The sequence below is a fragment of the Azospirillum formosense genome (assembly GCF_040500525.1).
Classification (GTDB): domain Bacteria; phylum Pseudomonadota; class Alphaproteobacteria; order Azospirillales; family Azospirillaceae; genus Azospirillum; species Azospirillum formosense_A.
Map to the genome: position 1 here is coordinate 704,289 of NZ_CP159402.1, position 25,236 is coordinate 729,524.

At 69.6% G+C, this 25,236-nt stretch carries 27 protein-coding genes; 12 read left to right on the forward strand and 15 right to left on the reverse strand.

What is annotated here, in order from left to right; translation table 11 throughout:
* Window positions 1-40: 40 nt before the first annotated feature.
* Window positions 41-1,348 (forward strand): hydroxyacid-oxoacid transhydrogenase, encoded by a 1,308-nt coding sequence (locus ABVN73_RS03310; protein WP_353858916.1) that lies wholly within the window; start codon window positions 41-43, stop codon window positions 1,346-1,348.
* Between the two features lie 48 nt (window positions 1,349-1,396).
* On the opposite strand, the gene ABVN73_RS03315 is transcribed toward ABVN73_RS03310, so the two are convergent.
* Window positions 1,397-2,164 (reverse strand): tail fiber protein, encoded by a 768-nt coding sequence (locus ABVN73_RS03315; RefSeq protein WP_353858917.1) that lies wholly within the window; start codon window positions 2,162-2,164, stop codon window positions 1,397-1,399.
* 45 nt (window positions 2,165-2,209) lie between these two features.
* Window positions 2,210-2,977, reverse strand: coding sequence for a phage tail protein (locus ABVN73_RS03320; protein ID WP_353858918.1), 768 nt, complete (start codon window positions 2,975-2,977; stop codon window positions 2,210-2,212).
* 340 nt (window positions 2,978-3,317) lie between these two features.
* On the opposite strand from ABVN73_RS03320, the gene ABVN73_RS03325 reads away from it, so the two are divergent.
* A complete protein-coding gene (locus ABVN73_RS03325; protein WP_353858919.1) occupies window positions 3,318-4,394 on the forward strand; it encodes a glycosyltransferase in 1,077 nt (358 codons plus the stop codon).
* A gap of 401 nt (window positions 4,395-4,795) precedes the next feature.
* A complete protein-coding gene (locus ABVN73_RS03330) occupies window positions 4,796-5,878 on the forward strand; it encodes a glycosyltransferase (protein ID WP_353858920.1) in 1,083 nt (360 codons plus the stop codon).
* An 18-nt stretch (window positions 5,879-5,896) separates the two neighbouring features.
* Here ABVN73_RS03330 and ABVN73_RS03335 read toward each other — a convergent pair whose 3' ends face one another.
* Window positions 5,897-7,009, reverse strand: a complete 1,113-nt coding sequence (locus ABVN73_RS03335) for a GNAT family N-acetyltransferase (RefSeq protein ID WP_353858921.1) — start codon at window positions 7,007-7,009, stop codon at window positions 5,897-5,899.
* A 99-nt stretch (window positions 7,010-7,108) separates the two neighbouring features.
* On the opposite strand from ABVN73_RS03335, the gene ABVN73_RS03340 reads away from it, so the two are divergent.
* Window positions 7,109-7,600, forward strand: a complete 492-nt coding sequence (locus tag ABVN73_RS03340; protein WP_353858922.1) for a GNAT family N-acetyltransferase — start codon at window positions 7,109-7,111, stop codon at window positions 7,598-7,600.
* A 122-nt stretch (window positions 7,601-7,722) separates the two neighbouring features.
* Here the strand turns inward: ABVN73_RS03340 and ABVN73_RS03345 are convergent, their stop codons facing one another.
* Together ABVN73_RS03345 and ABVN73_RS03350 are read right to left on the reverse strand one after the other, a co-directional pair.
* Window positions 7,723-7,938, reverse strand: a complete 216-nt coding sequence (locus ABVN73_RS03345) for a hypothetical protein (protein WP_353858923.1) — start codon at window positions 7,936-7,938, stop codon at window positions 7,723-7,725.
* Between the two features lie 369 nt (window positions 7,939-8,307).
* A complete protein-coding gene (locus tag ABVN73_RS03350) occupies window positions 8,308-8,562 on the reverse strand; it encodes a hypothetical protein (RefSeq protein ID WP_353858924.1) in 255 nt (84 codons plus the stop codon).
* A gap of 210 nt (window positions 8,563-8,772) precedes the next feature.
* Here ABVN73_RS03350 and fumC point away from each other — a divergent pair, with 210 nt between their 5' ends.
* The 4 genes from fumC (at window position 8,773) to ABVN73_RS03370 (ending at window position 11,542) form a co-directional block, all read left to right on the forward strand.
* Window positions 8,773-10,173: a class II fumarate hydratase gene (fumC, locus tag ABVN73_RS03355; protein WP_353858925.1), complete on the forward strand. Its 1,401-nt coding sequence runs from the start codon at window positions 8,773-8,775 to the stop codon at window positions 10,171-10,173.
* A 19-nt stretch (window positions 10,174-10,192) separates the two neighbouring features.
* Window positions 10,193-10,396 (forward strand): ribbon-helix-helix domain-containing protein, encoded by a 204-nt coding sequence (locus ABVN73_RS03360; RefSeq protein ID WP_353858926.1) that lies wholly within the window; start codon window positions 10,193-10,195, stop codon window positions 10,394-10,396.
* A 112-nt stretch (window positions 10,397-10,508) separates the two neighbouring features.
* Entirely contained in the window at window positions 10,509-11,222 is a 714-nt protein-coding gene (locus tag ABVN73_RS03365; RefSeq protein WP_353858927.1) for a DUF599 domain-containing protein, read from the forward strand.
* 143 nt (window positions 11,223-11,365) lie between these two features.
* Window positions 11,366-11,542 (forward strand): hypothetical protein, encoded by a 177-nt coding sequence (locus ABVN73_RS03370; RefSeq protein ID WP_353858928.1) that lies wholly within the window; start codon window positions 11,366-11,368, stop codon window positions 11,540-11,542.
* A gap of 45 nt (window positions 11,543-11,587) precedes the next feature.
* Here ABVN73_RS03370 and ABVN73_RS03375 read toward each other — a convergent pair whose 3' ends face one another.
* The 4 genes from ABVN73_RS03375 to ABVN73_RS03390 all read right to left on the reverse strand — a co-directional run bounded on the left by ABVN73_RS03375 (window position 11,588) and on the right by ABVN73_RS03390 (window position 15,493).
* Complete coding sequence (locus tag ABVN73_RS03375; RefSeq protein WP_353858929.1) at window positions 11,588-13,303, reverse strand: EAL domain-containing protein; 1,716 nt, start codon at window positions 13,301-13,303, stop codon at window positions 11,588-11,590.
* Window positions 13,304-13,576: 273 nt separating this feature from the next.
* Window positions 13,577-14,659 (reverse strand): 5-(carboxyamino)imidazole ribonucleotide synthase, encoded by a 1,083-nt coding sequence (locus ABVN73_RS03380; RefSeq protein WP_353858930.1) that lies wholly within the window; start codon window positions 14,657-14,659, stop codon window positions 13,577-13,579.
* Between the two features lie 3 nt (window positions 14,660-14,662).
* Complete coding sequence (gene purE / locus ABVN73_RS03385) at window positions 14,663-15,130, reverse strand: 5-(carboxyamino)imidazole ribonucleotide mutase (RefSeq protein ID WP_137140636.1); 468 nt, start codon at window positions 15,128-15,130, stop codon at window positions 14,663-14,665.
* A 162-nt stretch (window positions 15,131-15,292) separates the two neighbouring features.
* Window positions 15,293-15,493 (reverse strand): YdcH family protein, encoded by a 201-nt coding sequence (locus tag ABVN73_RS03390; protein WP_109068049.1) that lies wholly within the window; start codon window positions 15,491-15,493, stop codon window positions 15,293-15,295.
* A gap of 201 nt (window positions 15,494-15,694) precedes the next feature.
* Here ABVN73_RS03390 and ABVN73_RS03395 point away from each other — a divergent pair, with 201 nt between their 5' ends.
* Genes ABVN73_RS03395 through ABVN73_RS03405 form a run of 3 tightly spaced genes read left to right on the forward strand, consistent with a single transcriptional unit; the run spans window position 15,695 to window position 17,882 of the window.
* Entirely contained in the window at window positions 15,695-16,780 is a 1,086-nt protein-coding gene (locus ABVN73_RS03395; protein WP_014239910.1) for an ATP-dependent 6-phosphofructokinase, read from the forward strand.
* 29 nt (window positions 16,781-16,809) lie between these two features.
* Window positions 16,810-17,268: a TIGR02444 family protein gene (locus ABVN73_RS03400; RefSeq protein WP_353858931.1), complete on the forward strand. Its 459-nt coding sequence runs from the start codon at window positions 16,810-16,812 to the stop codon at window positions 17,266-17,268.
* Window positions 17,269-17,282: 14 nt separating this feature from the next.
* Window positions 17,283-17,882: a GNAT family N-acetyltransferase gene (locus tag ABVN73_RS03405; protein WP_353858932.1), complete on the forward strand. Its 600-nt coding sequence runs from the start codon at window positions 17,283-17,285 to the stop codon at window positions 17,880-17,882.
* Here the strand turns inward: ABVN73_RS03405 and ABVN73_RS03410 are convergent.
* Entirely contained in the window at window positions 17,866-18,258 is a 393-nt protein-coding gene (locus ABVN73_RS03410) for a hypothetical protein (RefSeq protein WP_353858933.1), read from the reverse strand. The genes ABVN73_RS03405 and ABVN73_RS03410 overlap by 17 nt on opposite strands.
* Window positions 18,259-18,474: 216 nt before the next feature.
* On the opposite strand from ABVN73_RS03410, the gene ABVN73_RS03415 reads away from it, so the two are divergent.
* Window positions 18,475-20,247, forward strand: coding sequence for a tetratricopeptide repeat protein (locus tag ABVN73_RS03415; RefSeq protein ID WP_353858934.1), 1,773 nt, complete (start codon window positions 18,475-18,477; stop codon window positions 20,245-20,247).
* Here ABVN73_RS03415 and ABVN73_RS03420 read toward each other — a convergent pair.
* From ABVN73_RS03420 to ABVN73_RS03440, 5 genes are all read right to left on the reverse strand, one after another.
* Entirely contained in the window at window positions 20,231-21,601 is a 1,371-nt protein-coding gene (locus ABVN73_RS03420; protein ID WP_353858935.1) for a flagellar hook-basal body complex protein, read from the reverse strand. The genes ABVN73_RS03415 and ABVN73_RS03420 overlap by 17 nt on opposite strands.
* A gap of 198 nt (window positions 21,602-21,799) precedes the next feature.
* The gene (locus ABVN73_RS03425; protein WP_353858936.1) at window positions 21,800-22,492 is read right to left on the reverse strand and encodes a carbonic anhydrase; all 693 of its coding nucleotides are present in this window, start codon (window positions 22,490-22,492) and stop codon (window positions 21,800-21,802) included.
* 57 nt (window positions 22,493-22,549) lie between these two features.
* Window positions 22,550-23,143 carry a UbiX family flavin prenyltransferase gene (locus ABVN73_RS03430; protein WP_041810970.1) on the reverse strand — a complete coding sequence of 198 codons (594 nt, stop codon included), beginning with the start codon at window positions 23,141-23,143 and terminating at the stop codon, window positions 22,550-22,552.
* Between the two features lie 145 nt (window positions 23,144-23,288).
* Window positions 23,289-23,906 (reverse strand): DUF1013 domain-containing protein, encoded by a 618-nt coding sequence (locus ABVN73_RS03435; protein ID WP_014239918.1) that lies wholly within the window; start codon window positions 23,904-23,906, stop codon window positions 23,289-23,291.
* 308 nt (window positions 23,907-24,214) lie between these two features.
* Window positions 24,215-25,222: an NAD(P)H-quinone oxidoreductase gene (locus tag ABVN73_RS03440; RefSeq protein ID WP_353858937.1), complete on the reverse strand. Its 1,008-nt coding sequence runs from the start codon at window positions 25,220-25,222 to the stop codon at window positions 24,215-24,217.
* Window positions 25,223-25,236: the final 14 nt, after the last annotated feature.

Sequence of the window (25,236 nt, forward strand, 5' to 3'; positions counted from 1 at the left end):
GGTGGCAACGAACGCAGAAAAGCCAGGGAGGCCCGCAGCCATGACCAGTCCCATCGCCCATCCCATCCTGCCCAACGGCGACAGCGGCTTCACGGTGGAGGCCGCGTCGATGAAGTTCGGTCGCGGCATGCTGGCGGAGGCGGGAAACGACGCCAAGGCCATGGGCATGCGCCGGGTGGCCCTGTTCACCGACCCCCATGTGGCCGGGATCGCGCCCTTCGCGGCGGCGCTGGAGTCGCTGACGGCGGCCGGGCTGGACGTCGCCGTCTACGACCGCTGCGCGGTGGAGCCGACCAGCGCCTCCTTCCTGGAGGCGGCGGACTTCGCCCGCGACGGCCAATTCGACGGCTACGTCTCCATCGGCGGCGGGTCGGTGATCGACACGGCCAAGGCGGCGAACCTCTACGCCACCCACCCGGCGGACTTCCTCGCCTATGTCAACAAGCCGCTGGGCGAGGGGCGCCCGGTCCCCGGCCCGGTCAAGCCGCACATCGCCTGCCCGACGACCTGCGGCACCGGCAGCGAGACGACCGGCGTCGCCATCTTCGACCATGTGGAGATGCGGGTGAAGACGGGCATCTCCTCCCGCTACCTGCGCCCGAACCTGGCGCTGGTCGACCCGGCGACCATCGACAGCCTGCCGCCGGGAGTCATCGCCTCCACCGGCTTCGACGTGCTGACCCACGCCATCGAGAGCCACACCGCGCGCTCCTACCGCTCCCGCCCGAAGCCCGACGCGGCCAACCCGCGCCCGCCCTACCAGGGCGCCAACCCCTGGTCGGACATCGGCAGCCTCCAGGCGATCCGGCTCGGCGGGCAGTATCTGGAGCGCGCCGTCAACGACCCGGCGGACGAGGAGGCGCGCGACGCCCTGATGTTCGCGGCGACGCTGGCCGGGCTGGCCTTCGGCAACGCCGGGGTGCACATCCCGCACGCCATGTCCTACTCCGTCGCCGGGATGAACCACCGCTTCACGGCGCGCGGCTACGAGAAGGCCAACCCGATGGTGCCGCACGGCATCTCGGTGGTGCTGAACGCCCCGGCCGCCTTCCGCTTCACCGGCTCCGCCGAGCCCGAGCGCCATCTGCGCGCCGCCGAGGCGCTGGGGGCCGAGGTTCGCGACGTCTCTCCCGCGGACGGCGGCGCCGTGCTGGCGGCCCGGCTGATCGCCATGATGCGCGCCACCCATCTGCCCAACGGCCTGTCGGCGCTTGGCTACGGCGCGGCGGACATCCCGGATCTGGTGCGCGGCGCGATGGCCCAGCAACGGCTGCTCACCATCGCCCCCCGCCCGGTGACGGAGGACGATCTGCGCGGCCTCTACGCCGCCGCCATGACCTATTGGTGAGCGCGGCGGGCGGCCCCTTCCCCTGGGAGAGGGCCGCCCGCGACGGCGTTACGGACGGCTCGGATACAGGCCGGTCGTCGCGATGCAGACGGTCTGCCCGATCGCCGGGGACTGGGTGGAGACCTTCTGGGTGGCGCCGGCCGATGCGGGGGCGATGGCCACGGTGCCGCCGGTGATGCCGGTGTTGGGAACCGTGACGCTGCCGCTGGCCGTCCCGGCGACCTTGGCGCCCGTGCCCGGGCCGCTGGTGTTGTACGGACCCTTCAGGGTGATGCCGGCGCCGCCGTCGTCGATCGAGGCGGCGCCGAGATAGACGGTGCCCGAGGTCGGGGCCGACACCGGGTTGCCGCCGTTGGTGACGGGTACGCTGACGGTGCCGGTGAAGGGAACGGTGGTCGTACCGCCCGAGCCGCCGCCGGTGCCGGTGAAGGTGGCGGCGTGGGTGTGCGGCTGCAGCGGCACCTGGGCCGCTGACAGCAGAAGCTCCTGCTGGCCGACCTTGGCGCCGATGGCGATGGTCGCCAGGCCGGGGCCGGTTCCGCTGCCAATGGCGGCGCGGCCGCGCAGGTCGGGGACGGCGAAGAGATCCGCGTTGTTGCCGCCGTAGCGGTAGCCGATCAGGGCGAACAGCGCCTGGTTGTCGCGCACCGTCAGCGTCCGCCCGTCGGCCGCGACATAGCCCTGGGGGCACCAGTCGAACGAATAGGTGCAGATCGTGCCGATGTACGGCTCCACGTTGCAGGCGGCGGCGGGGGTGCTGAACAGGGCCATGCCGCTTGCCATGGCAAAGGCGGCGGAGAGCAGGGTCTTGCGCATGCTGTGTCCTCGGCGTTGGATGTGTTCGGCTTTTCTTGGGGCCCGTTACGGGCGGTTCGGGTACAGGCCGTTGGCGACGATGCAGACGGTCTGCCCGATCGCCGGGGACTGGGTGGAGACCTTCTGGGTGGCGCCGGCCGATGCGGGGGCGACCGCCACGGTGCCGCCGGTGATGCCGGTGTTGGGAACCGTGATGCTGCCGCTGGCCGTTCCGGCGACCTTGGCGCCCGTGCCCGGGCCGCTGGTGTTGTACGGACCCTTCAGGGTGATGCCGGCGCCGCCGTCGTCGATCGAGGCGTCGCCGAGATAGACGGTGCCCGAGGTCGGGGCCGACACCGGGTTGCCGCCGTTGGTGACGGGTACGCTGACGGTGCCGGTGAAGGGAACGGTGGTCGTACCGCCCGAGCCGCCGCCGGTTCCGGTGAAGGTGGCGGCGTGGGTGTGCGGCTGCAGCGGCACCTGGGCGGCCGACAGCAGAAGCTCCTGCTGGCCGGCCTTGGCGCCGATGGTGACGGTCGTCAGACCGGGGCCGGTCCCGGTGCCGATGGCGGCGCGGCCGCGCAGGTCGGGGATCCCAAAGGTGGTCGCTTTGTCGCCGCCGTAGGTGAAGCCGACCAGGGCGAACAGCGCCTGATACTGGTTGATCGGCAGTATACGGCCATCCGCCGGGATGTAATTGCGGGGGCACCAGTCGAACGCGAAGGTGCAGATGGTGCCGATGTAGGCCTCGTCGTTGCAGGCGGCGGCGGGCGTGCTGAACAGAGCCATGCCGCTTGCCATCGCAAGCGCGGCGGGAAGAAGAGTCTTGCGCATGATTGGTCGTCCCCGGAGCCTGGGTTGTTCTGCTCGTCAGTGCAGGGTTGTCATACGATCGGATGATATTTCTTATTCGCGTATTTATTCTCTCATATCCCGTTTGGGTGGTTAAACAACATTTTAATGCAAATTTTTTCACAATGAGGTTTTTCCCGATCCTTGCACGTTATGGATGCGAGTCCGGCAGGGTGAAGGACCGGCGCGCCGGTTCGGGCGACCGACCTGGGGGCACCCCCTACGCGCGGTCCCCGCGCCCGGAACTCGATCGGACGGGGCACGTTGTTCCGGAAGGGCCATCGGGATGGAGGCTCGGGGGCGGAGGCAGGGCGCCAACATCATGAAAATCATCATTTTCGGACAATCCATCAGCTCCACCTGGGGCAACGGGCACGCGACCTTGTGGCGGGGGCTGGTCAAGGCCCTGGCGCGGCGGGGCAACCGCGTCGTCTTCCTGGAGCGCGACACGCCCGAGCGGGCGGAGCACCGAGACCTGTGGGACATCCCCGGCGGCGAGCTTCTGCTCTATGACCGCTGGGAGGATGTGGCGGCCCAGGCGCAGCGCCACGCCGACGAGGCGGATGTCGCGATGGTAACCTCCGGTTGTTCGGACGGGGCGGCGGCGTCCCACCTCGTGCTGGGGTCGAAGGCGCAGCGGACGGTCTATTACGACCTCGACACGCACATCACCCTGTCCCGCTCCGCAGCGGGGGAGCGGCCGGCCTACCTGCCGTCGGAGGGGCTGGGCGGTTTCGACACCGTTCTCAGCAGCACCGGCGGGCGGGCGCTGGAGGCGCTGAAGACCGAGCTGGGCGCGCGGTTCGTGGCGCCGCTCTACGCCTGGGTCGATCCGGACCTGCACCGGCCCGCCGACCCGGTGCGGCGGTATCTGGGCGATCTCTGCCACCTCGGCGCCTGGGCCGAGGACCGGCGGGCGGCGTTGGAGGCGCTGTTCATCGAGCCGGCCCGGAGGCTGACCCGGCGGCGCTTCGTGCTGGCCGGCGGCGGCTACCCGGACGACGCGTCCTGGGGCGCCAACATCCAGCGCGTCGAACATCTGCCCCCGGCGGAGCATGCGGCCTTCTTCTGCTCCTCCACCCTGACGCTGAACGTGACGCGGCAGTCCCTGAAGGCGCTGGGCTGGTGCCCGTCCGTCCGGCTGTTCGAGGCGGCGGCCTGCGGCGTCCCGGTGATCTCCGACGAATGGGAGGGGATCGGGGCCTTCTTCGAGCCGGGGCGGGACATCCTGGTCGCGCGGGAGACCGACGACGTGACGACGGCGATGATGCTGCCGCGCGGCCATCTCGCCACGCTGGCCCAGCGCGCGCGGTCACGCGTTCTGGAGGAACACACGGCGGAACGGCGCGTGCGGGACCTGCGCTCCATCCTCGACATCAAGGGGGGCGGCGATGATTGATCCGATGTTCCTCGGTTGCCCGGCCTGCGTCTGTTGGAAGTAAGCCGCCCTGGGCGCCCTGGCCGTCCGGTCGGGTTCCCGGTTCCCTGGTCGGCAGCCCGGTGCAGGACGGCTATCCCTTCCGCGAGTCGATCCACTTCCAATACCCCGGTTACCGGAAGCCCTTTTTCGTAGAAAACAAAGAGGGGGCAATGGCAGCAGAACTGTCCCGATTCCGGCTTTTCTCCGGGCCGCCAAGATGTCGGAGAGAAAGAAGAGCGTGCGTCCGCCAATAAGTTCCAATGAATAACACCACAGGGACATGGGATGAACGAAGCGGTGAAGCGTAGGAACGGGCCGGCGGGAGAAGGTCACCCGAGCGTCGGCGCCCTTTTGGCCCTTCGTTTTGCGGAGGCGGCCCAATGGCATTGACCATCCTCACCGTGGCGTCGCCCTTCGCCCCGGTCGGCACCGATCCGGAGAGCGAAGGCACGGCGGAGCAGGTGGCCGGCGCCATCGACGCCGCCCTGGTCCGCGCCGGGCACCGCTCGGTCGTCATCGCGCCGGAGGATTCCGCGGTGGCGGGAACGCTGATTCCGCTGGCGCGCGTCCATGGCGGCGCGCACGGCCAGGCGCCGGACGAGCGGGCGCAGGCCGCCGTTCTGAGGCGCGTCGCCACCGTGGTCGCCGGAGCGGTGGAGGACCACGCGCCGGACCTCGTCCACATCCACGTCCGGGACTTCGATATCCTGCTGCCGCCGCAGGACGTGCCGGTCCTGGCGACGCTGTACCAGCCGCTGGACCGCTACCGGCCGGAGGCTCTGGCGTCCCGGCGGGCCAACCTGCATCTCCAGCCGGTGTCCGCCGCACAGGTGCGCGGCGCCTCGCCGGCGCTGTCCCTGCTGCCGCCGCTGGAGATCGGGGTGGCGGTGGACCGCCTGCACATCCGCGTGCCGAAGCGCCGCTTCGCCGTCTGCCTGGGCGACATCGAGCCGGAGATGGGCTTCCACATCGCGCTGGACGCGGCGCGGCAGATCGACATGCAGCTTCTTCTCTGCGGCGGGCTGTCCCGCAACGCGGAGGAGCAGCGCTACCTCCAGGAGGAGATCCGGCCGCGGCTGGACCCCAAGCGCCGCTTCCTCGGGCGGATCGGCTTCGGGCGCAAGCGCTGGATGCTCGGGGCGGCGCGCTGCCTGCTGGCGCCCAGCCTGATGTCGGAGCCGACCCCCGTCGCGGCGCTGGAGGCGCTGGCCTGCGGCACCCCGGTGGTGGCCTTCCCGACCGGCGCCCTGGCCGACCTCGTGGAGCCGGGCGTCACCGGCTTCCTGGTCAAGGACGCCGACGAGATGGCCCGCGCCATCGAGGACTGCGAGACTCTGGACCCCGACGCCTGCCGTGCCGTCGCCCGCGCCCGCTATTCGCTGGACGGCATGACGGAACGTTATCTGGCGCGGTTCGAGGAGCTGGTGGCCGGGCGGGCGGCGGCGGGTGTGGGGGTGGCCTAGCTCCGCCGGCCTGGGAGCCTATGGCTTGGCTCCGTAGAGCTTCGCCATCGCCACGTGATCGGTCAGCCGTCCGTCGATCAGGCTGTGGCGGCGGGCCACCGCCTCCTCCTGGAAGCCGTGCTTGGCGTAGAAGCGCCGCGCGCGGCCGTTGTGGCCGAACACCCAGAGCGACAGCCGGTGCAGCCGCCGCGCCCGCACCCAGAGGTCCGCCGCGGCGATCAGGCGTCCGCCGACGCCCAGCGCCCAGAAGTCCCGCCGCACCGCCAGCCCCAGACCGGCCTCGTGCGCGGTGCGGGCGTAGGCGCCGGTCCACAGCGAGAGGGACCCGGCGATGGTGCCGTCCGCGACCGCCAGCAGGGTGGCCGTCCGGTCGCCGATCCGCTGCTCGGCGAGGAAGCGCCGGGCCGCCGCGACGTCCGGCAGGGATTCGGCGGCGCTGCGCATCAGGAAGTGGGTTTCGCTGCGCACCGCGCGGTCGTAGGCGAGGTAGTCGGCGGCGTCCGCGGGCAGGGCGGGGCGGATCTCCAGCCGTCCGATCCGCGCCTGGGGCGGCGCCTCGACGGTCGGGTCGGAGGCCGGAGCGAGCCATTCCGAAACGCCCTCCGCCCCGATGATCTTGCCCATCAGCCGCTCGCTGCGCCACGCGCCGTTGACGCGCAGAACGTCGCGCATCAGCCCTTCGTCGAGGAAACCCAGCCGTTCATAAAGAGAGAGCGCGCGACCGTTGCTCTCGGCCACGGTCAGGTCCAGCCGGTGCGCCCCGGTGCGCCGCGCCCAACTCTCCGCCGCCGCAAACAGCGCCGTGGCGACGCCGCGACCGTTCCAGTCGCGCCGCACCCCGACCGCCAGGGTCACCGCGCCGCGGTTGCGGCGGAACCGTCCGCCATGGGCGCTGAGGTAGCCGACGAGGTCCGCAGGACGGCGTCCCACGGCCTCGGCGACGAAGACCGTGGAATTGCCCGGCGCCTGGAAGGCGGCGAGGTCGCGTCCCCAGAAGGGCCGCTCGCCGGGCTCGCGCAGGAGGAAATCGCTTTCGGCGTCGATCCGCGCGACCAGGGCCAGAAGGGCATGGCGCTCGCCGGGCCGGGCTTCGCGGACGGCAAAGCCGCCGATGGTCTGGATGTCCCGCATGGCGCGCAGCCTAGGCCCGCCCGCGGGCGATGGCAAAGCGGTTGTTGCCGTGTGGCCGGCGCGGCTATCGTCGCGCCATCGTTGAGACCTGGAGTTGCCATGCCCACCGTGACCGTTCGTCCGGCCGTCGAGGCCGATTGCCCGACCATCCTCCGTTTCGTCCGTGAACTGGCCGTGTTTGAAAACGAACCCCACGCCGTGAAGGCGAGCGAGGAGGATTTCCGGCGCGACGGCTGGGGCGAGCGTCCGGTGTTCGAGGCGCTGATCGCCGAACTGGACGGGGAGCCCGTCGGCTTCGCGCTGTGCTTCCGCAACTATTCGACCTGGGAGGGGCGGGCCGGCCTGTTCGTCGAGGATCTCTACGTCACCCCGGAGGCGCGGCGCTACGGCGTGGGCCGCAAGCTGCTGGCGGCGGTGGCCAGCCTGGCGGTCGAGCGGGGATGCCGCCGTGTCGACCTGAATGTGCTGCACTGGAACCCGGCGCGCGATTTCTATCTGCGCATCGGCTTCAAACAGATGGAGGAGTGGCTTCCCTACCGTCTCACCGGCGATGCGATCGCCGCGCTGGCCGCGCAGGCGGGGGAGGGGTGAGGGAGCAAACGCGCTGTTCCGTTTCGGTGGGCTGACGGTCGGGGCTTGTCGATGGCCCCGACCTCATCGCCACCACGCGGTACTCTATGCCCGGGCGCTGGTGCCCGGGTCGTCCGGAACCCTCAGGCGGCCTTGGCCGGCATCGCGGCGTTCAGCAGGTCCAGGTAGCCGGACCGCTCCTCGCGCAGGGTGGACAGCAGGTCGGCAAGGCTTTCGCGGACGAAGGGGTCGTTCTGGCCGTCGATCCGGTTCTGCGCCAGCTGGATGAACTCATCGACCAGGGCGATGTGAACGCGAGAGGACGAGGTAATCTGTTCGGCGGTGGTGGCGATGAGCATTTTAAAACTCCGTTTTGTCTTGTGTGTTCGTGATGTCTCTATTTGGCCATGTCCCGGTTAACGACTTACTAACGGGGGCTCCGCCGGGCTGGTGTCTTGAGGGGTAATCCCGCAACCGACAAATATAGGGAAGTTTTATCCGTTTGGATTACTACTTTTCTTTAGGCGCGCGAACGCGTTTTCAAGGCTGTGAGACTTTTCAAGGACTTCCGGCAAAGGTCATAGCGGCCGGACCGGCCTAGGCGGGATGGAGCGGAGCCTTAACGGCGGCGTCCGCAAGCCTTAAGCCGCCGCGGCGGGGCGTTAACAGGCCGTCCCGCCGAGCGGAGTACATCCATTTGCGGGGCCCGGCGTGCCGGGCGTAACCCCTTACGCGGCGCGCGGCAGCCGGCCCGCGGCGCGGTCCATGCGGTCGGCGCGCTCCAGCGCCTGGGCGACCAGATCGTCGAACAGATCGTTGACCAAGGCCGAGAGGCGCGTGGGCGCACCGCCGAGCTGCGGCCCTTCCATCAGCAGGGAGCCTTCCTCGCCGGGGCCGACCACACGCCAGCCCTTCGCCGTCATCTCGGCGACGCGGGTCTTGGCAATCAGGGCGCGGACATGGTCCAGGGCGACATCGCTCATTCGAATCTCCCAGGGCTGCAGGAGGGTGGCCGCGCGGGGCGGCAGGGCCGTTCACGCAGAAACGGTAACGCAGGAAGTGGAACGCAACAAGAACAAATTCGGACGGACCCTCGCCCAAAGGGCATTCTCCGCGAATTCCCCTTGCCCGGCGGCCGATTCGGGAAAAAATGCGCTGACCGGAACGATGTTCGAACCGACGAGGACCTGACCATGACCGGCAAGACCGGGATGCGCACCGAGACCGACAGCTTCGGACCGATCGAGGTTGCCGCCGACCGTTACTGGGGTGCCCAGACGCAGCGCTCGCTGCGCAACTTCCGCATCGGCGGGGAGCGCATGCCGCCGGCCCTGGTGCGCGCGCTCGGCATCCAGAAGAAGGCGGCGGCGCTCGCCAACATGGCGCTGGAGGTGCTCGACCCGCGGCTGGGCCGCGCCATCGTCGAGGCGGCGGAGGAGGTGATCGACGGCACGCTCGCCGATCATTTCCCGCTGGTGGTCTGGCAGACCGGCTCCGGCACCCAGAGCAACATGAACGCCAACGAGGTCATCTCCAACCGCGCCATCGAGGCGCTGGGCGGCGAGATGGGGTCGAAGAAGCCGGTCCACCCCAACGACCACGTCAACATGGGGCAGTCGTCCAACGACAGCTTCCCCACCGCCATGCACATCGCCGCGGCCGAGCAGATCCACCACGAGCTTCTGCCGGCGCTGGAGCACCTGCACGCGGCGCTGGCCGCGAAGGCGGCGGAGTTCGCCGACATCGTCAAGATCGGGCGCACCCATCTCCAGGACGCCACGCCGCTGACCCTGGGGCAGGAGTTCTCCGGCTACGCCGCCCAGATCGCCTACGGGATCGAGCGGGTGAAGGCGTCGCTGCCGCAGCTCTACCGGCTGGCCCAGGGCGGCACGGCGGTGGGCACCGGTCTGAACGCCAAGACCGGCTTCGCCGAAGCCTTCGCCGAGGAGGTGGCCTCCATCACCGGGCTGCCCTTCGTCACGGCCGAGAACAAGTTCGAGGCGCTGGCCACCCACGACGCGCTGGTCGACGCGCACGGCAGCCTGAACACGCTGGCCGTGTCGCTGATGAAGATCGCCAACGACATCCGCCTGCTCGGCTCCGGCCCGCGCTGCGGCATCGGGGAAATCTCCTTGCCGGAGAACGAGCCCGGCTCCTCCATCATGCCCGGCAAGGTGAACCCCACCCAGTCGGAGGCGATGACCATGGTCTGCGCCCAGGTGATGGGGAACCAGACCACCGTCAGCATCGCCGGCGCCACCGGCCATTTCGAGCTGAACGTCTTCAAGCCGGTGATCGCCTACAACGTGCTCCAGTCGATCCGGCTGCTGGCCGACGCCTGCAACAGCTTCACCGACAACGCCGTCGTCGGCATCGAGGCGAACCGCGAGCGCATCGGCCAGCTGCTGAACGAGAGCCTGATGCTGGTCACCGCGCTGAACCCGCACATCGGCTACGACAACGCGGCGAAGATCGCCAAGAAGGCCCACAAGGAGGGAACGACCCTGAAACAGGCCGGCGTGGCGCTGGGCCTGCTGACCGAGGAGCAGTTCGATCAGTGGGTGAAGCCGGACACCATGGTCAAGCCCCGGTGACCGGGGCCGCGCGCCGTCGATGAAAAAGCGCTCCGTCCTCATCGCCGGGCACCCGACCAGCGTCTCCCTGGAAGAGGAGTTCTGGGAGGCGCTGAAGGGCCTCGCCCAGGCGCGGGGGATGTCGGTCAACGCGCTGATCGAGGAGATCGATTCGACCCGCAGCGGCAACCTGTCGAGCGCGATCCGCGTCTTCGTGCTGAACGCGGTGCAGAGGCGGGGGTAAGGGGCGAGCGAAGGGGCCGGCCCCCGCCGGGGCGCCCCTGGACAGGCGGCGGGGGGACGGCTACACCCTTGCGCCGGACCGTCCCCTTTCCCTCGCGCCAGAGTGTCCGCCCGTGACGCCCGACATCACCCTCCTCGACACCGTCGCCTTCCTGTGGTTCCTCGCCTGCTGGGCGGGCTTCACGCTGATCCAGGACCACATGCTGACCGGGCGCATGGTGGTCAACCAGCATCTGAAGAAGGCGCGCCGCCACTGGATGGAGCGGATGCTGGAGCGCGAGAACCGCATCATGGACTCGCAGCTCGTCGGCCACACCATGCAGAGCTGCACCTTCTTCGCCAGCACGAACATGCTGGTTCTGGCCGGTCTGGTCGGCGCCTTTGGAGCGGTGGAGAACGCCCACAAGCTGGTCGGCACGCTGTCCTTCACGGTGCAGACCACGCGCGAGTTCTTCGAACTGAAGATGCTGCTGCTCGTGGCGATCTTCACCTTCGGCTTCTTCAAATTCACCTGGGCGCTGCGCCAGTACAATTATTGCTGCGCCCTGATCGGCTCCGCCCCGCTGCCGCCCGTGCCGCCGGAGGAGAAGACGGCGATGGCGGACAGCATCGCCGCCGCGATGACGCTGGCCGTCAAGGCGTTGAACGGCGGCATGCGCGCCTATTACTTCGCCATGGCGGCGCTGGCCTGGATGCTCGGCCCCTGGTTCTTCATGGTGTCCACCGCCGCGGTCATCGTCGTCCTGACCCGTCGGCAGGGCTTCTCCGAGACGGAGAAGGTCATCCGCGTGCAGGTGGATGCGCTGGAGAAGCGCGATCGCCGGTGATGCACGTTTTTGGCGATAAATAGGTTAAAATGTTCTAAATCTGCGACGTTATGGCCAATACGCTGCAGCGCAAATCAATGCTTTTGTCATAGCCGCCTGATGAACGCGTGCGATGCAGCACGCCACGCTTGAGGGGATGGGACATGGACATCGACACGGCGGTCTCGGTCTTGAACTCGCTGGACGAGGCGGAGCGGCTCCTGGCGGAGGTCCGGCTGCATCCGGGCGCCTGCGGCGCCGCCAAGGAGTTCATGGACCGCAACCGCGAGCTTCTCGATCAGGCGCGCCACTTCATCGACGCCGCGCACGATCTGGCCTGACACCGGACGGGGACACCGGACGGGGCTGCCCGGTCCCGCCGCGCGTCAGCCCTTTCTGAGGACCTTGCCCCCCGTGCCGGCCATCTTCGCCCAGTCCTTTGCGAAATAGGCGAAGTCGCGGGACGGGCGGCTGTAGAGGTAGCCCTGCGCCAGCGGCACCCCCAGCTCCGTCAGGAGCTGCGCGTGCTCCGGCCCTTCCACCTGCTCCCCGATCAGCCCGAGGCCGAGCTGGCCGCAGACGTCGACGATGGAGCGCAGCATCGCCATGTCGCGCCCGTTTTGCACGGCGCCGCGGACGAAATGCCCGTCGATCTTGGCGAAGTCCGCCTGGAGGCCGTAGAGCGACTGGAAGGAGGTCGATCCGGCCCCGACATCGTCCAGGCAGATGCGGAAGCCGGCGGCGCGAAGCTTCTGCAGGACCTCGTTCAGCTTGGCGATGTCGGTGACGACGACGGTCTCCGTCACCTCGACCAGCAGCTTGCGGGCCAGATCGCCATAGGGTTCGGTCACCGCCAGGAACTGGCGCAGGAAGATCGGGCTCATCAGCGTCTTGGCGGACAGGTTGATCGCCACGTCCGGCAGGGTCGGTTCCTTGCGGTGGGCGTTCATGGTGTCCAGCACCGACTGCGTCAGCAGCAGGTCGAAGTCGTAGATCAGCCCGACATCCTCGGCGAAGGTGATGAAGTCCGCCGGGGACGGCATGCCCTCCACCCGCGTCAGCGCTTCGAGATGGTGGACGGTCCGCGTCCCGATGTCGACGATGGGCTGGTAGACGACGAAGAAGTCGCGCTTCTCGATGGTCGCGCGCAGCCGGCCGATGCGGTCCACCGCGTCGGACAGCATGCGCTTGGCGCCGTCCTCCAGGCTGGAGATCGTGAACTCGCCGCCCTGGGCCGACGCGAAGGCCTGCACCGTGTAGACCAGCGCGCGCGCCGCGTCGGCGGGGTCCAGCCGCTCGTCCGACACGTCCAGCGACCAGGTGCGGATGCCGCCGGGCAGCTCGCCGCCGACGCTCTGGATGATCTGGGTGATGTGGTCCTGCACCTCCTGCCCGTCGATGTCGGAGGCGTGGACGATGCCGTAACGGTCGGTGGCCAGCTGCCCGGCGCTGTCGCCGTTGGCGGAGATTGCCCGCAGATACGCCTCGATCCCCTGCATCACCTCGCCCGCCGCCCCTTCCGGCAGGGCGTCGACCATCGATTGGAGCCCGTCGATCAGCAGCAGGGTCAGGGCGTTGTCCAGCCCCTTTTCCCGCGCCTTGAGGATCCGGTCCTCCAGGATGTGGCTGAAGGCGTTGCCGTCGAGAAGCTGGCCCGCCGCCGCCAGCGCCTCGTTGGTGTTGCGCGGGCCGGAGGCCAGCAGGACGGTCAGGAACAGCGATCCGGGGCAGGAGTCGAGCCGGCAGCCGCCGAGCAGCGCCGGAAAGCGGTTGCCGTCGCAGCCCTGGAAGACAACGCGCGCCGGCTTGATGCGGCCCTTGTCCTGGATGCGCTTGAACAGGACGGTGACGTACTTGCGGTCGTTGGGCGCGACGACGTCGAGCAGGCTGCTGCCGACCAGCCCTCCCACATCGCCTTCGGTCAGCCGGCAGCGCGCGCCGGCGCTGAACAGGATGGTGCCCTTCGCGTCGGTCTCGATCAGCAGGTCCGCCGCGGCGAAGGCGAAGCCGACGAAGCGGTCGCGCTCGCGGTGCGACGGGCGCCGGACCTGTGTGCTGGTCTGCGGCACCGGACGTCTGATCGAGTCATGCGCAAGCTGCATCGGCAATAGTCCGAAATTGAGAAAAAGTTTATCGAATTGCGTCATTCATTGAATGGAGACTAGCGGTGTTCCCGTTCTGAAAAAAGCGGCAAGATTCGTCCTATCGTACACAACGAAACATCGGAACTTAGAATTTTCAATGATTTAAAGGGAAATATGGTTTTGAGCCGCGCCGGATTATCGCACCCGTCGCGAGAAAAAAAGAAAGGCGGGCCGTTCCCGGAAAGGAAACGGCCCGCCGCAACGATCAAACGGGGGGATCGACCGGAACGGTCAGGCGCGCGGACGGAGCCGCGTCACATGGCCCATCTTGCGGCCCGGGCGGGATTCCGCTTTGCCGTAGAGGTGCAGGCGGGCGCCGGCTTCGCCCATGAGATCCGGCCAGCGGTCCGCGTCGGCGCCGATCAGGTTTTCCATCTCGGCGTCGGCCACCCGCTCCACCGAGCCCAGCGGCAGTCCGCAGACGGCGCGGACGAGCTGCTCGAACTGGCAGGAGTGGCAGGCGTCCATGGTCCAGTGGCCGGAATTGTGCGGGCGCGGCGCCATCTCGTTGACCAGCACGCCGCCGTCCGGAGTCACGAACATCTCCACCGCCAGCACGCCGACGAGGTCCAGCGCCTCGGCGATGCGCCGGGCGACCCGCTCGGCCTCCGCCGCCGTCTCCGCCGGAACGCGGGCCGGGGCGATGGTCCTGTCGAGGATGCCGTCCTTGTGCCGGTTCTCCACGGCGGGGTAGGCGGCCATGCGGCCGTCCAGCCCGCGGGCGACGATCACCGACACCTCGCAGGTGAAGGAGACGAAGCCCTCGACGATGCCGGCGTCGGAGCGGATGGCCGCCCAGGCCTCCGCCGGGTCGCTGCCCGGTTCGATCCGCGCCTGCCCCTTGCCGTCATAGCCGAGGCGGGTGGACTTCAGGATGCAGCGCGGGCCGATCTCCGCCACCGCCGTCGCCACCTCGTCGGCGCTGCGGGCGGCGCGCCAGGGGGCGGTGCCGATGCCCAGCGCGTTGACGAAGGACTTTTCCTCCACGCGGTCCTGGGCGACCGACAGCACCTTGCTGCCGGGATGGACGGGGGTGAAGCGGTTCAGATGCTCCACCACGGCGACCGGGACGTTCTCCCACTCCAGGGTCACCACGTCGACGGAGCGGGCGAAGGCCTCCAGCGCGTCGAGGTCGTCCCAGCCGGCGGAAGTGACGGCCGCCGCGACCTGGGCGCCGGGGCTGCCCTCCGATCCGGGCGCGTAGACGTGCGTCTTGTAGCCCAGACGGGCGGCGGCGAGCGCGGTCATGCGGCCGAGCTGGCCGTCGCCCAGCATGCCGATGGTCGAACCGGGCGGAAGGATGCGGTGGGCCATGGTTCAGGCGGGCTCGTCGACGGGGGCTTCGGCGACGGCGGCGGTCTGGCGGGCGCGCCAGGCGTCCAGCGCCTCGGCGACCGCCGGGTCCATCAGGGCGATGACCGATCCGGCGAGCAGCGCGGCGTTGATCGCGCCGGCCTTGCCGATGGCCAGCGTGCCCACCGGAACGCCGCCGGGCATCTGGACGATCGACAGCAGGCTGTCCATGCCCTTCAGCGCGTGGCTTTCCACCGGCACGCCGAAGACGGGCAGGGGGGTCATCGAAGCGGCCATGCCCGGCAGATGGGCGGCGCCGCCGGCCCCGGCGATGACCACCTTCAGGCCGCGCTCACGGGCGGTGGTGGCGTAGTCGACAAGGCGCTGCGGGGTGCGGTGGGCCGAGACGATCCGGACCTCGTGCGGGACGCCGAGCGCGGTCAGCGTCTCGGCGGCGTGCTTCATGGTGGTCCAGTCCGACTGGCTGCCCATGATGATGCCGACCAGCGGCTTGCGGTCGGTGGTGGCGGCGATGGATGCGGACACGGCGCGCGCTTTCCTCTAGGTCCGGAAAGCGGCGCATTATAGAAAGCGCGCGCGCGGAGTCCAGCGCGACGCGCGGCGCCGGGCCATGTTCCCCGCCGAAAACCCGTCTCAGGCGATGATGTCGGGCAGCATGCGGCTTTCCAGAACCGCGATCTGGTCCTTGAGCGCGAGTTTGCGCTTCTTCAGACGTTGCATCTGAAGCTGGTCGAACGGCGCACGTTCGTGCAGTCGGGCGATCACGTCGTCGAGGTCGCGATGCTCGCTGCGAAGCGTGGCCAGTTTTTCCTTCAGCATCTCTTGTTCGTTCATACGCGCGGGGCCCGCTGGCTGAGCGGCGGCGACTATACCAGATTTCCGGCGCAACGGCAGTGCGAAACCACGCATTCTTCGCAGGGTTATAATCCGGTCGCCGGATTGTAATATACTCGGAGGACCAGAACCATTGCGGTGGAGCAACGTTCTGGTATGACTACCTTTCGCAGCGGTTCCAGACGACACGGGACAGTCTCCATGACAGCAGGCAAGCGCATCGGCATTCTCACCAGCGGCGGCGACTGCGCCGGGCTGAACGCGGTCATCCGCGCGGTGGTCCACCGGGCCGTCCTGACCTACGGCTGGCAGGTCCTGGGCATCAAGGAAGGCACCCAGGGTCTGCTGCAGCGTCCGGTGCAGTACCAGGTGCTCGACCTGCCGCAGGTCGACGGCAACATGATGCGCATGGGCGGCACGATCCTCGGCACGACCAACCGCGGCGACCCCTTCGCCTACCCGATGGCCGACGGCACCCAGAAGGACCGGTCGGACGAGATCATCGGCGGCTACCGCGAGCTGGGGCTGGACGCGCTGATCGGCATCGGCGGCGACGGCAGCTTCGCCATCCTGAAGAAGCTGGCCGACAAGGGCGGCTTCCAGATGGTCGGCATCCCCAAGACCATCGACAACGATCTCGGCCTGACCGAGGTGTCGGTGGGCTACGACACCGCCGTCGGCGTGGCGGTCGAGGCGCTCGACCGGCTCCAGCCGACCGCGGCCAGCCACGCCCGCGTCATGGTGCTGGAGGTGATGGGCCGCGACGCCGGCCACATCGCGCTGGCCGCGGGCATCGCCGGCGGCGCCGACGTGGTGCTGATCCCCGAGATCGCCTATTCCATCGAGAAGATCGCCCAGAAGATCAAGCAGGTGCGCTCGACCGGCCGCAACTTCGCCCTGGTCGTGGTGTCGGAGGCGGTGAAGACCGTGGACGGCACCGGCGTGCAGAAGCTGTTCCAGGGCGGCCAGAAGCGCTACGGCGGCATCGGCGACTACATCGGCGAGAAGATCGCCGAGGCGACGGGGGCGGAGACCCGCGTCACCGTCCTCGGCCACGTCCAGCGCGGCAGCATGCCCAGCCCGCGCGACCGTCTGGTCGCCTCGGCCTTCGGCGTGCACGCGGTGGATCTGATCGCCGAGGGCAAGTTCGACCGCATGGTCGCTTGGTCGGACCGCGGCGTCATCGACGTGCCGATCACCGAGGCCATCGCCAAATACGCCTGCGTGGAGCTGGATGGCGCCATGGTCAAAACCGCCCGCGGCCTGGGCATCAGCCTGGGCGACTGAGCGGAAACTCCGGAGAGGCAGGCGCGGCGATGTCGGACAACCCGCTCTGGGACTTCGCGCTCGCCGTCTATGGACGGCCCGGCGTGCCCGCCGCCTGCCTCGACCTCCAGGACCGGCTCGGCCAGGACGTGAACGTCCTGCTGTTCGCCGCCTGGGCGGGCATGGCCTGCAACGCCGACCTGCCGGCCGAGGAACTGGCTCGGATCGACTCCGCGGTCGCTCCCTGGCGCGACGAGGTGGTGCGCCCGCTGCGCGCCGTCCGCCGCAGGGCGAAGGGCGAGGACGACGCCCTCTACAAGCGCCTGAAGGCCACGGAGCTGGAGGCGGAACGCGTCCAGCAGGACCGTCTCCATGCCCTGTCCGGGCTCACGCCAACGCCGGGGGGCGGCGTCGCGCTGGCCACGGCCAACCTCTACCGGCTGGTGCCGGAGGGAGACCCGGCGCTGATGACGCTTCTGGCGGCGCTCGACACGCCGCCGGAGCCCTGAGGGGAACCAAGGCGATGACCACACCGCCCGTCCTCACCTCCTCCCGGCTGATCCTGCGCCCCTGGCGTGACGGGGACGGCGACGCCTTCCACGCGCTGTCGCAGAACCCCGCGGTGATGGAGCATCTGATGCCGCTTCCCGACCGGGCGGCCAGCGACGCGGTGATCCGGCGCATCGGCGAGCATTTCGACCGGCACGGTTTCAGCTTCTGGGCGGTGGAGCGGCCCGGCCATAGCCCCTTCATCGGTTTCGTCGGGCTGGCCCACGTGACGTGGGAGGCGCCTTTCGCCCCCGCGGTGGAGGTGGGGTGGCGGCTCGACCCGGCCCATTGGGGGCAGGGGCTGGCCACCGAGGCCGCCGGGCTGGCGCTGGCCCACGGCTTCGACTCGGTCGGGCTCGACGAGATCGTGGCCTTCACCGTTCCGGAGAACCGGCGCTCGCGGCGGGTCATGGAGCGGCTGGGCATGGAGCGCGACGCGGCCGCTGATTTCGACCACCCGCGGGTTCCCGACGGCCACCGGCTGAAGCGGCACGTCCTCTACCGGATCGGGCGCGACCGCTGGAAGGCCGGGCGAAGCGCGGCGCTGGATACGGCGCTCAGCGGACCAGGATGAGGCTGTTGTGGTCGCCGGTCTCGTCGGACACCTGGAACGGCTTGCCGACGTAGAACGCCTGGCAGCGCTTGCCGCCGGACAGGCGGGTCAGCCCGGCTTCCCACTCCTGACCGCGCGGGCCGAGGATGCGCAGTTTCAACTGGTCGAGCAGCGGATAGATCTGATAGCCCTCGAGGTCCAGCGGCTCCCCCTTCGCGGAGAAGGCGTCCTGGTTCAGCGTGAGCGTCTTGCCGTTGAGGTCCAGCTTGACGTCCTGTGCCCAGGGGCATCCGCCGCCGGCGGGCTTCTCGTTGGCCGCGGCGGGCGCCGCGCTCAGGATCGCCGGGACGATGGCGCAGGTGAGGGCGAGGGCGCAGACGTTCAAGGTGCTTGTCATCGACGGAATGCTTTTCATAAGCGGGACCCGGCCCTCGGGCTGAATACCCTGGTATGCTTCAGGGCGTGGAGTGCAGCATAAGTTTTGCAAAAGTGAAAAGCAACGCGGGGCTTCTCGTGGGTGGGTTGCGGGAACGGCAGGACTTGTGACCAATCCGTCAGCGGACGCGCCCGTTCCATCGGCTTCCGGTACCCCCTCCACCATCAGGCACGTCCCATGGCGACGATCATCGAGGCCCTTCTGGCCGCCATCGACCATCACCAGTCGAGCCGTCTGGCCGAAGCCGCCACGCTCTACGAGCGGATTCTGGAGGCCGATCCGGAGCAGCCCGACGCCGCCCAGTTCCTGGGCGTGCTCCACGCGCAGACGGGCCGTCCGGCGGACGGGGCGCGGCTGCTGCGCCGGGCGCTGGCCTTGCGCCCCGATTCGGCGGCCGGGCATTCCAACCTCGCCGGCGCGCGTCAGACCATGGGCGACGCGGCGGGGGCGGAGGCCGGCTACGCCCGCGCCCTGCGGCTGGACCCGCTGCTTGCCGACGCCCACGCCAGCCGGGCCGCCGCCCTGCGGGACCTGAACCGCGTGCCGGAGGCCGCCCGTTCGGCGCGACGGGCCTTGGCCCTGCTCCCGGCCTCGGCGGACGCCCTGGTGAATCTCGCCGAAACGGCGCTGGCCGGACAGCGGGTGGACGAGGCGGAGCGGGTGGCCCGCCGTGCCGCCGCGCTGGCGCCGGGATTGTCGGCGGCCCGGATGATGCTCGGCTCCGCCTGCGCGGCGCAGAGGCGCTGGGACGAGGCGGAGGCCGCCTACCGCGCGGCGCTGGACCGCGCTCCCGGCTATGGCGCGGCCTGGGGCAATCTCGGATCGCTGCTCGCCGGGCTGGGCCGCTTCGAGGAGGCGCTGGCGGCCTTCGCCAAGGCGGCGGAGCGCGGTCTCTCCGGGCCGTCCCTGTGGTCGGCGCGCGGCAACGCGCTGCTCGCCATGGCCTGCCCGGTGGAGGCGCTGGCCGACTTCGACCGGCTGCTGGAGGTCCGCCCCGACGACGCCGGGATGCGCTGGAACCGCGGCTTCGCCCGGCTTCTGGCCGGCGACTGCGAGGGCGGCTGGCCTGAGTTCGACTGGCGCCGGCACGACGCGCGGGCGGAGCCGCCCTGGCGCCGCTTCGCCCAGCCCACCTGGACCGGTGGCGACATCGCCGGGCGCACCATCCTGCTCTACGCCGAGCAGGGGTTGGGCGACACGCTGCAGTTCGTCCGCTACGTCCCGCTGGTGGCGGAGCGCGGGGCGCGGGTGATCTTGGAGGTTCAGCCGCCCTTGATGAGCGTCCTGTCGGGCCTGCCGGGGGTGGAGCGGCTGATCGCCCGTGGCGATCCGTTGCCGGACTTTGATCTCGAATGCCCGCTGATGAGCCTGCCCCGCGCCTTCGGCACAAAACTGGAAGATGTTCCCGCCGCCGTGCCCTATCTGCGCCCCGATCCGCAGCGCGTTGCCGCCTGGGGCGCGCGGTTGGCGCAGGGGCCGGGATTGCGGGTTGGGTTGGTCTGGGCGGGCAACCCGCGCTTTCCCGGCGACGCGCTGCGTTCGCCCCGGCTGTCCGGGCTGCGGCCGGTTCTGGACGTTCCGGGCTTGCGGTTCTTCGGGCTCCAGAAGGGGCCGGGGCGGGAGGATCTGGAACGGGTGCCGATGCCCGCGACCTTCACGGATCTCGGGCCGGACATCGCCGATTTCGCCGACACGGCGGCGATCATGGCCAACCTGGACCTCGTGATCTCCTCCTGCACCGGTCCGGCCCATCTGGCCGGGGCGCTGGGGGTGCCGCTCTGGGTGGTGCTTCCCCTGTCGCCGGACTGGCGCTGGCTGCTGGGGCGGGAGGACAGCCCCTGGTACCCCACCGCCCGCCTGTTCCGCCAGACGCGGGTCGGCGACTGGACGGCGGTGGCCGGGCGCGTCGCCGACGCGTTGCGTGCCGCGGCTCTTACGACTTCAGGGTGATCGTCGTCTGGGTCATCTCGTCGGCGGTGGACACCAGCTTGGAGGCGGCGGAGTAGGTGCGCTGCGCCTGGATCAGCGTGGTGAACTGTTCTTCGATCTTGACGTTGGAGCCCTCGACGCTGGCCGTGTTCAGCGACGCCCCGACGGTCTTCGGCGCGTTGGTGCCGGTCTCGTTGGTCAGGTTGCCGAAGGAGTTCAGGCGGATGGCGCCGGAATTGGCGGTGGTCCGGAACATGGTGCCGGACACGCTTTCCAGGTCGGTCGGGTTGACCACCGTCGCGTCGGGGATGCGGTAGATGTAACGCTGCTTCCCACCCTGGAAGTTCGCGGCGACGAAGCCGTCGGCGGTCAGCTCCGACCCCTGGTAGGTGCCGGCGCGGATGCCGTTGTTGCCCTGGACGATCCCCAGGTCCATGCCGGCGATGGTTGTGACGGAGTTGGTCATCTTCCCGTAGGATCCGAGATCCAGCGTCGTCTGGGCGAAGTCGCCGCCGGGGTTCAGGGTCAGGGTCACCGGGGCACCGGTGGGGCCGCCGGTCAGCGTGCCGTTGCGGGCGAAGTTCAGCGTGCCGAGCGACTTCCAGGTGGTCGGATCGTTCACATTGCCGTTGCCCACGGGCTTGCCGTCGGCGCCGATGACCCCGGCGTTGAAGACCTGCCACGTCGAGGTGCCGTCCTCCGCCTGCCCGGTCTTCAGGAAGCGCAGAGCCATCGCCCCGTCGGCGCCGTTCTTGTCCACCATGTTCAGAACGACGCCGGTGGTGTTGGCCGTGGTGATCTCGCCGGTCACCGGGGCCTGGTCGTAGGGCAGATTGAGGTTCAGCGACGCCTGGGTCGAGGCTTCGCGGTAGTCCTGCAGCCCGCTTAGCGAGACCGGGGTCATGCTGCTGAGGCTGCCGAAGGAGCCGGTGCCGCTGGCGGGGTCGAGCTTGAAGCCCATCAGCGCCTTGCCGGCGCCGTTCACCAGACGGCCCTCCTTGTCGGGGGAGAAGTCGCCCGAGCGCGTCAGGAAGACCGTGTCGTCGCTCGTCCGGGGGGCGGTCGCGGTCGTGCCGGTCTGGGCGTCCAGGTCCTGGACGAGGAAGAAGCCGTTGCCGACGATGGCCGCGTTGGTGGTGACATCGGTCCGGGTGATCGTGCCGCCGCTGTGATCCAGCCGTTCGAAGGCGCGCACCCCGTTGCCGGGATCCTTGTTGCCGGTGCGGTCGCTCAGCACGAAGTCGGCGAACTGGGTTTCCGACGCCTTGAAGCCGGACGTGGAGGCGTTCGCGATGTTGTTCGAAATGGTGCCCAGGGCGCGGTTCTGCGCCGTCAGCCCGAGAACGCCATTGTTGAAGATCGTGGTGATGCCCATGGTCCGGCCGCCTCATTCCCGTCCGTGCGCGTCCGCCGGAACGCGCCGAACTAGGAGTCTGCAACCATCGTGCCAAAGGGCGGGGTAGGGACTTGCCCAGGCCGCAGGGCGAAGGGATGGGCAGAAATTTCCCGGCGGATGCGGCTCCTCACCGTCCGCTGGGCAGCTTTCGCCCACCCGGCCCTCAGCCGACCGGTCTCAATCGACCGGTTCAAACATCTTGGTCTGGGAATTGATGGCCCACAGGTCGCCGCTGTCCAGGTCGAACCACCAGCCGTGCAGCTCCAGCGTCCCGGCCTCCACCCGCTCGCGGACGAAGGGGAAGGTCATCAGATTGTCGACCGAGGTGCGGACGGCGGCGCGCTCGATCACGTCGGGCTTCTGCTGGAGACGCTCGAACTCGGCCTTGCGCCGCTCGTCGTCGGTGTCCCCGCTGGCGGGCGGGATGTAGGGATCGAGCGCCGCGCTGGCGATGGACACCCAGGGCGACACGAAGTCGTTCTGGTCCGGCTCGCCCTTGCGCAGGCGGATCAGCCCCTGGATGCCGCCGCACAGGGCGTGGCCCAGCACGATGACATGGCTGACCTGAAGCACCCGCACGGCGTACTCGATGGCCGCCGAGGTGCCGTGGTAGCTGCCGTCCGGCTGGTAGGGCGGGACGAGGTTGGCGACGTTGCGGACGACGAACATCTCGCCCGGCTCGGCCTCGGTCAGCAGCGCCGGATCGACGCGGCTGTCGGAGCAGCCGATCATCAGGATCTTCGGCTTCTGCCCCTGCTCGACGAGCTGGCGCATGCTGTCGGGCCGGCGCTCGTAGTAGCGCGCTCGGAAGCCTTTCATCCCGGCGAGAAGCTGACGAATCGGAACGTCCTGGTCGCGGGTGTGTGGCATCGTTCTGATACCCCTCATCGGTCGGGATTTAGCGGATGCGGTATAGCCCAGGCCGGGTCATGTTTCCAGAACCTCCGCAGGCGCCGGCTCGCCCCAGCGGCGGACGATGCCCGCGTCCAGCCCGAACAGGTCGAGCGCGCGCCCCACGGCGTGGTCGACCAGATCGTCGATGGTCTGCGGGCGGCTGTAGAAGGCGGGGACCGGCGGGGCGATCACCGCGCCCATCTCGGCCAGCTGGGTCATCGTGCGCAGGTGCCCGAGATGCAGCGGCGTCTCGCGCACCATCAGCACCAGCGGACGGCGCTCCTTCAGCGTGACATCGGCGGCGCGGGTCAGCAGGGTGGAGGTCACGCCCGTGGCGATCTCGCTCATCGTGCGGACGGAGCAGGGGGCGACGATCATGCCCATGGCGCGGAAGCTGCCGCTGGCGATGGCCGCGCCGATGTCGGCGGCGGCGTAGGACACGTCGGCGAGAGCGCGCAGCTCCGCCACCTTCATGTCCGTCTCATGGGCCAGGGTGACCTCGGCGGAGCGGCTGACCACGAGGTGCGATTCGACGCCGATCCGGCGCAGCACGGACAGCAGCCGGATGCCCAGGATCACGCCCGAGGCTCCGCTGATGCCGACGACAAGACGGGAGGGTGCAGTCATGGCGAAGAAGTAGCGCGCGGGCGGGGTGTCGTCCAGAGCGCGGTCTTCGCGGCCCGGACGCCGGGGATGGAGGGACGGCCATCCCCGGGGGCGCACAAGCGAAAAGCCCCCCTCCCGCCGGGGGAGAGGGGCCGGGACAGCGGCGTCAGCGCGCCTCTTCCTGTTCCGAATAGGGCGACTCGTCGCCGTAGCCGTCCTCGCCGTCCTGGGCCTCGCGTTCCTCCTGCGACAGCGGGACGCCGCCGCGGCGCACGGCCAGGGCCAGGGCCTCCTCCAGCTCGCGCTGGGTGCACAGGCCGAGCAGAACGGGGTTGCGCGGCTTGATGTTCGGGGCGTTCCAGTGCGTGCGGTCGCGCACCGCCGCGATGGTCGGCTTGGTCGTGCCGATCAGGCGGCAAAGCTGGGCGTCCGACAGCTCCGGATGGTGCTTCAGCAGCCAGGCGATGGCGTCCGGCTTGTCGCCGCGCTTGGTGATCGGGGTGTAGCGCGGCCCCTTGGACCGGGCCGCCGGCAGCGGCAGGTCGGGGACCAGCAGCTTCAGGCGCAGATCCTGGTTGCGCTCGCAGCGTTCGATCTCGCCCTTGGTCAACTGACCGTTGGCCACCGGGTCCAGCCCGACCATGCCGACCGCCACCTCGCCATCGGCGATGGCCTGGACCTCCAGAGAATGCAGGCCGCAGAAGGCGGCGATCTGCTCGAAGGTCAAGGATGTGTTCTCGACCAGCCAGACGGCCGTCGCTTTCGGCATCAAGGGCAGTGCCATCGTCCCTCCTGACAACTCCAACCCGACCGCACCCGCTGGCGGGTGGCGCGATCGGCCATACTTTACCGGATGGTCCCGAGCTTCGCCCTCCATATAGGGCCGGAACCGGTCGATGTAAGCGTGCTCGGGCAGGCGGCCGGGAAAACCCGGACGCCGATCCTTCTGCTAACCGTCTTGGCGCGCTTTAGCAAGCCCACCCGGCTGTCCGGGAGCAGGAATGAAGCGAAAAAAATGCTTGAAAGGGAATTCCAGGCTGTGCTGCCGGGGAATTCCCTTCGCAATCCAACGGTTCGCAGCGGCGTTGACGATCAGCGGCCGACCGTCATGACGATCTTGCCGATGTGCGCGCTGGATTCCATCAGGGCGTGCGCCTCGGCCGCCTGCTCCAGCGTGAACACCTTGTGGATCACCGGCTTGACGGTGCCGCCTTCCAGAAGCGGCCAGACCTTCGCGCGCAGAGCGGCGGCGATGCGGCCCTTCTCCTCGACCGAGCGGGCGCGCAGGGTGGAGCCGGTGAGGGTCAGCCGCTTGGTCATCACCGGGAACATGTTGATGGAGACCTTCGGCCCCTGCAGGAAGGCGATGGAGACGTGCCGCCCGTCCGGGGCCATGATTCCGATGTCGCGGGCGATGTAGTCGCCGCCGACCATGTCCAGCACCACGTCGACGCCGCGCCCGCCGGTCTCCTTCTGGATGACCGCGGCGAAATCCTCGGTCTTGTAGTCGATGGCGCGGTCGGCGCCCAGCTCCTCGCAGGCGCGGCACTTCTCGGCGCTGCCGGCGGTGGTGAAGACCCGTGAGCCGAAGGCCTTGGCGAGCTGGATGGCCGTGGTGCCGATGCCGCTGGAGCCGCCATGGACCAGCAGCGTCTCGCCGGGCTTCAGCGCGCCGCGCTCGAACACGTTGGTCCAGACGGTGAAGAAGGTCTCCGGCACCGCGGCGGCCTCGACCATGCCGTAGCCCTTCGGCACGGGCAGGAGCTGGGGCGCCGGGACCACGCAATACTGGGCGTAGCCGCCGCCGGAGATCAGGGCGCAGACCGCGTCGTCGGCGGCCCACTCCGTCACGCCCTCGCCCAGGGCGACGACGCGCCCGGCGATCTCCAGGCCGGGCAGGTCGGAGGCGCCCGGCGGCGGGTCGTAGCGGCCCTGGCGCTGCAGCATGTCCGGACGGTTGACGCCCGCCGCCTCTACCGCCACCAGAACCTCGCCGGGGCCGGGCACCGGGGCGGGGCGCTGCGCGGTGCGCAGGACCTCCGGGCCGCCGGGTTGCGAAATCTCCACGCAGGTCATGCTGTCCGGCAGGGCGATGCCCATGGTGTCTCCCCCAT

What these genes read in the sequence shown, in the direction of transcription:
- ABVN73_RS03310 (WP_353858916.1), top strand. Translation starts at nt 41, where the DNA reads ATGACCAGTCCCATCGCCCATCCCATCCTGCCCAACGGCGACAGCGGC.
- ABVN73_RS03315 (WP_353858917.1), bottom strand. Translation starts at nt 2,164, where the DNA reads ATGCGCAAGACCCTGCTCTCCGCCGCCTTTGCCATGGCAAGCGGCATG.
- ABVN73_RS03320 (WP_353858918.1), bottom strand. Translation starts at nt 2,977, where the DNA reads ATGCGCAAGACTCTTCTTCCCGCCGCGCTTGCGATGGCAAGCGGCATG.
- ABVN73_RS03325 (WP_353858919.1), top strand. Translation starts at nt 3,318, where the DNA reads ATGAAAATCATCATTTTCGGACAATCCATCAGCTCCACCTGGGGCAAC.
- ABVN73_RS03330 (WP_353858920.1), top strand. Translation starts at nt 4,796, where the DNA reads ATGGCATTGACCATCCTCACCGTGGCGTCGCCCTTCGCCCCGGTCGGC.
- ABVN73_RS03335 (WP_353858921.1), bottom strand. Translation starts at nt 7,009, where the DNA reads ATGCGGGACATCCAGACCATCGGCGGCTTTGCCGTCCGCGAAGCCCGG.
- ABVN73_RS03340 (WP_353858922.1), top strand. Translation starts at nt 7,109, where the DNA reads ATGCCCACCGTGACCGTTCGTCCGGCCGTCGAGGCCGATTGCCCGACC.
- ABVN73_RS03345 (WP_353858923.1), bottom strand. Translation starts at nt 7,938, where the DNA reads ATGCTCATCGCCACCACCGCCGAACAGATTACCTCGTCCTCTCGCGTT.
- ABVN73_RS03350 (WP_353858924.1), bottom strand. Translation starts at nt 8,562, where the DNA reads ATGAGCGATGTCGCCCTGGACCATGTCCGCGCCCTGATTGCCAAGACC.
- fumC (WP_353858925.1), top strand. Translation starts at nt 8,773, where the DNA reads ATGACCGGCAAGACCGGGATGCGCACCGAGACCGACAGCTTCGGACCG.
- ABVN73_RS03360 (WP_353858926.1), top strand. Translation starts at nt 10,193, where the DNA reads ATGAAAAAGCGCTCCGTCCTCATCGCCGGGCACCCGACCAGCGTCTCC.
- ABVN73_RS03370 (WP_353858928.1), top strand. Translation starts at nt 11,366, where the DNA reads ATGGACATCGACACGGCGGTCTCGGTCTTGAACTCGCTGGACGAGGCG.
- ABVN73_RS03375 (WP_353858929.1), bottom strand. Translation starts at nt 13,303, where the DNA reads ATGCAGCTTGCGCATGACTCGATCAGACGTCCGGTGCCGCAGACCAGC.
- ABVN73_RS03380 (WP_353858930.1), bottom strand. Translation starts at nt 14,659, where the DNA reads ATGGCCCACCGCATCCTTCCGCCCGGTTCGACCATCGGCATGCTGGGC.
- purE (WP_137140636.1), bottom strand. Translation starts at nt 15,130, where the DNA reads ATGGGCAGCCAGTCGGACTGGACCACCATGAAGCACGCCGCCGAGACG.
- ABVN73_RS03390 (WP_109068049.1), bottom strand. Translation starts at nt 15,493, where the DNA reads ATGAACGAACAAGAGATGCTGAAGGAAAAACTGGCCACGCTTCGCAGC.
- ABVN73_RS03395 (WP_014239910.1), top strand. Translation starts at nt 15,695, where the DNA reads ATGACAGCAGGCAAGCGCATCGGCATTCTCACCAGCGGCGGCGACTGC.
- ABVN73_RS03400 (WP_353858931.1), top strand. Translation starts at nt 16,810, where the DNA reads ATGTCGGACAACCCGCTCTGGGACTTCGCGCTCGCCGTCTATGGACGG.
- ABVN73_RS03405 (WP_353858932.1), top strand. Translation starts at nt 17,283, where the DNA reads ATGACCACACCGCCCGTCCTCACCTCCTCCCGGCTGATCCTGCGCCCC.
- ABVN73_RS03410 (WP_353858933.1), bottom strand. Translation starts at nt 18,258, where the DNA reads ATGACAAGCACCTTGAACGTCTGCGCCCTCGCCCTCACCTGCGCCATC.
- ABVN73_RS03415 (WP_353858934.1), top strand. Translation starts at nt 18,475, where the DNA reads ATGGCGACGATCATCGAGGCCCTTCTGGCCGCCATCGACCATCACCAG.
- ABVN73_RS03420 (WP_353858935.1), bottom strand. Translation starts at nt 21,601, where the DNA reads ATGGGCATCACCACGATCTTCAACAATGGCGTTCTCGGGCTGACGGCG.
- ABVN73_RS03425 (WP_353858936.1), bottom strand. Translation starts at nt 22,492, where the DNA reads ATGCCACACACCCGCGACCAGGACGTTCCGATTCGTCAGCTTCTCGCC.
- ABVN73_RS03430 (WP_041810970.1), bottom strand. Translation starts at nt 23,143, where the DNA reads ATGACTGCACCCTCCCGTCTTGTCGTCGGCATCAGCGGAGCCTCGGGC.
- ABVN73_RS03435 (WP_014239918.1), bottom strand. Translation starts at nt 23,906, where the DNA reads ATGGCACTGCCCTTGATGCCGAAAGCGACGGCCGTCTGGCTGGTCGAG.
- ABVN73_RS03440 (WP_353858937.1), bottom strand. Translation starts at nt 25,222, where the DNA reads ATGGGCATCGCCCTGCCGGACAGCATGACCTGCGTGGAGATTTCGCAA.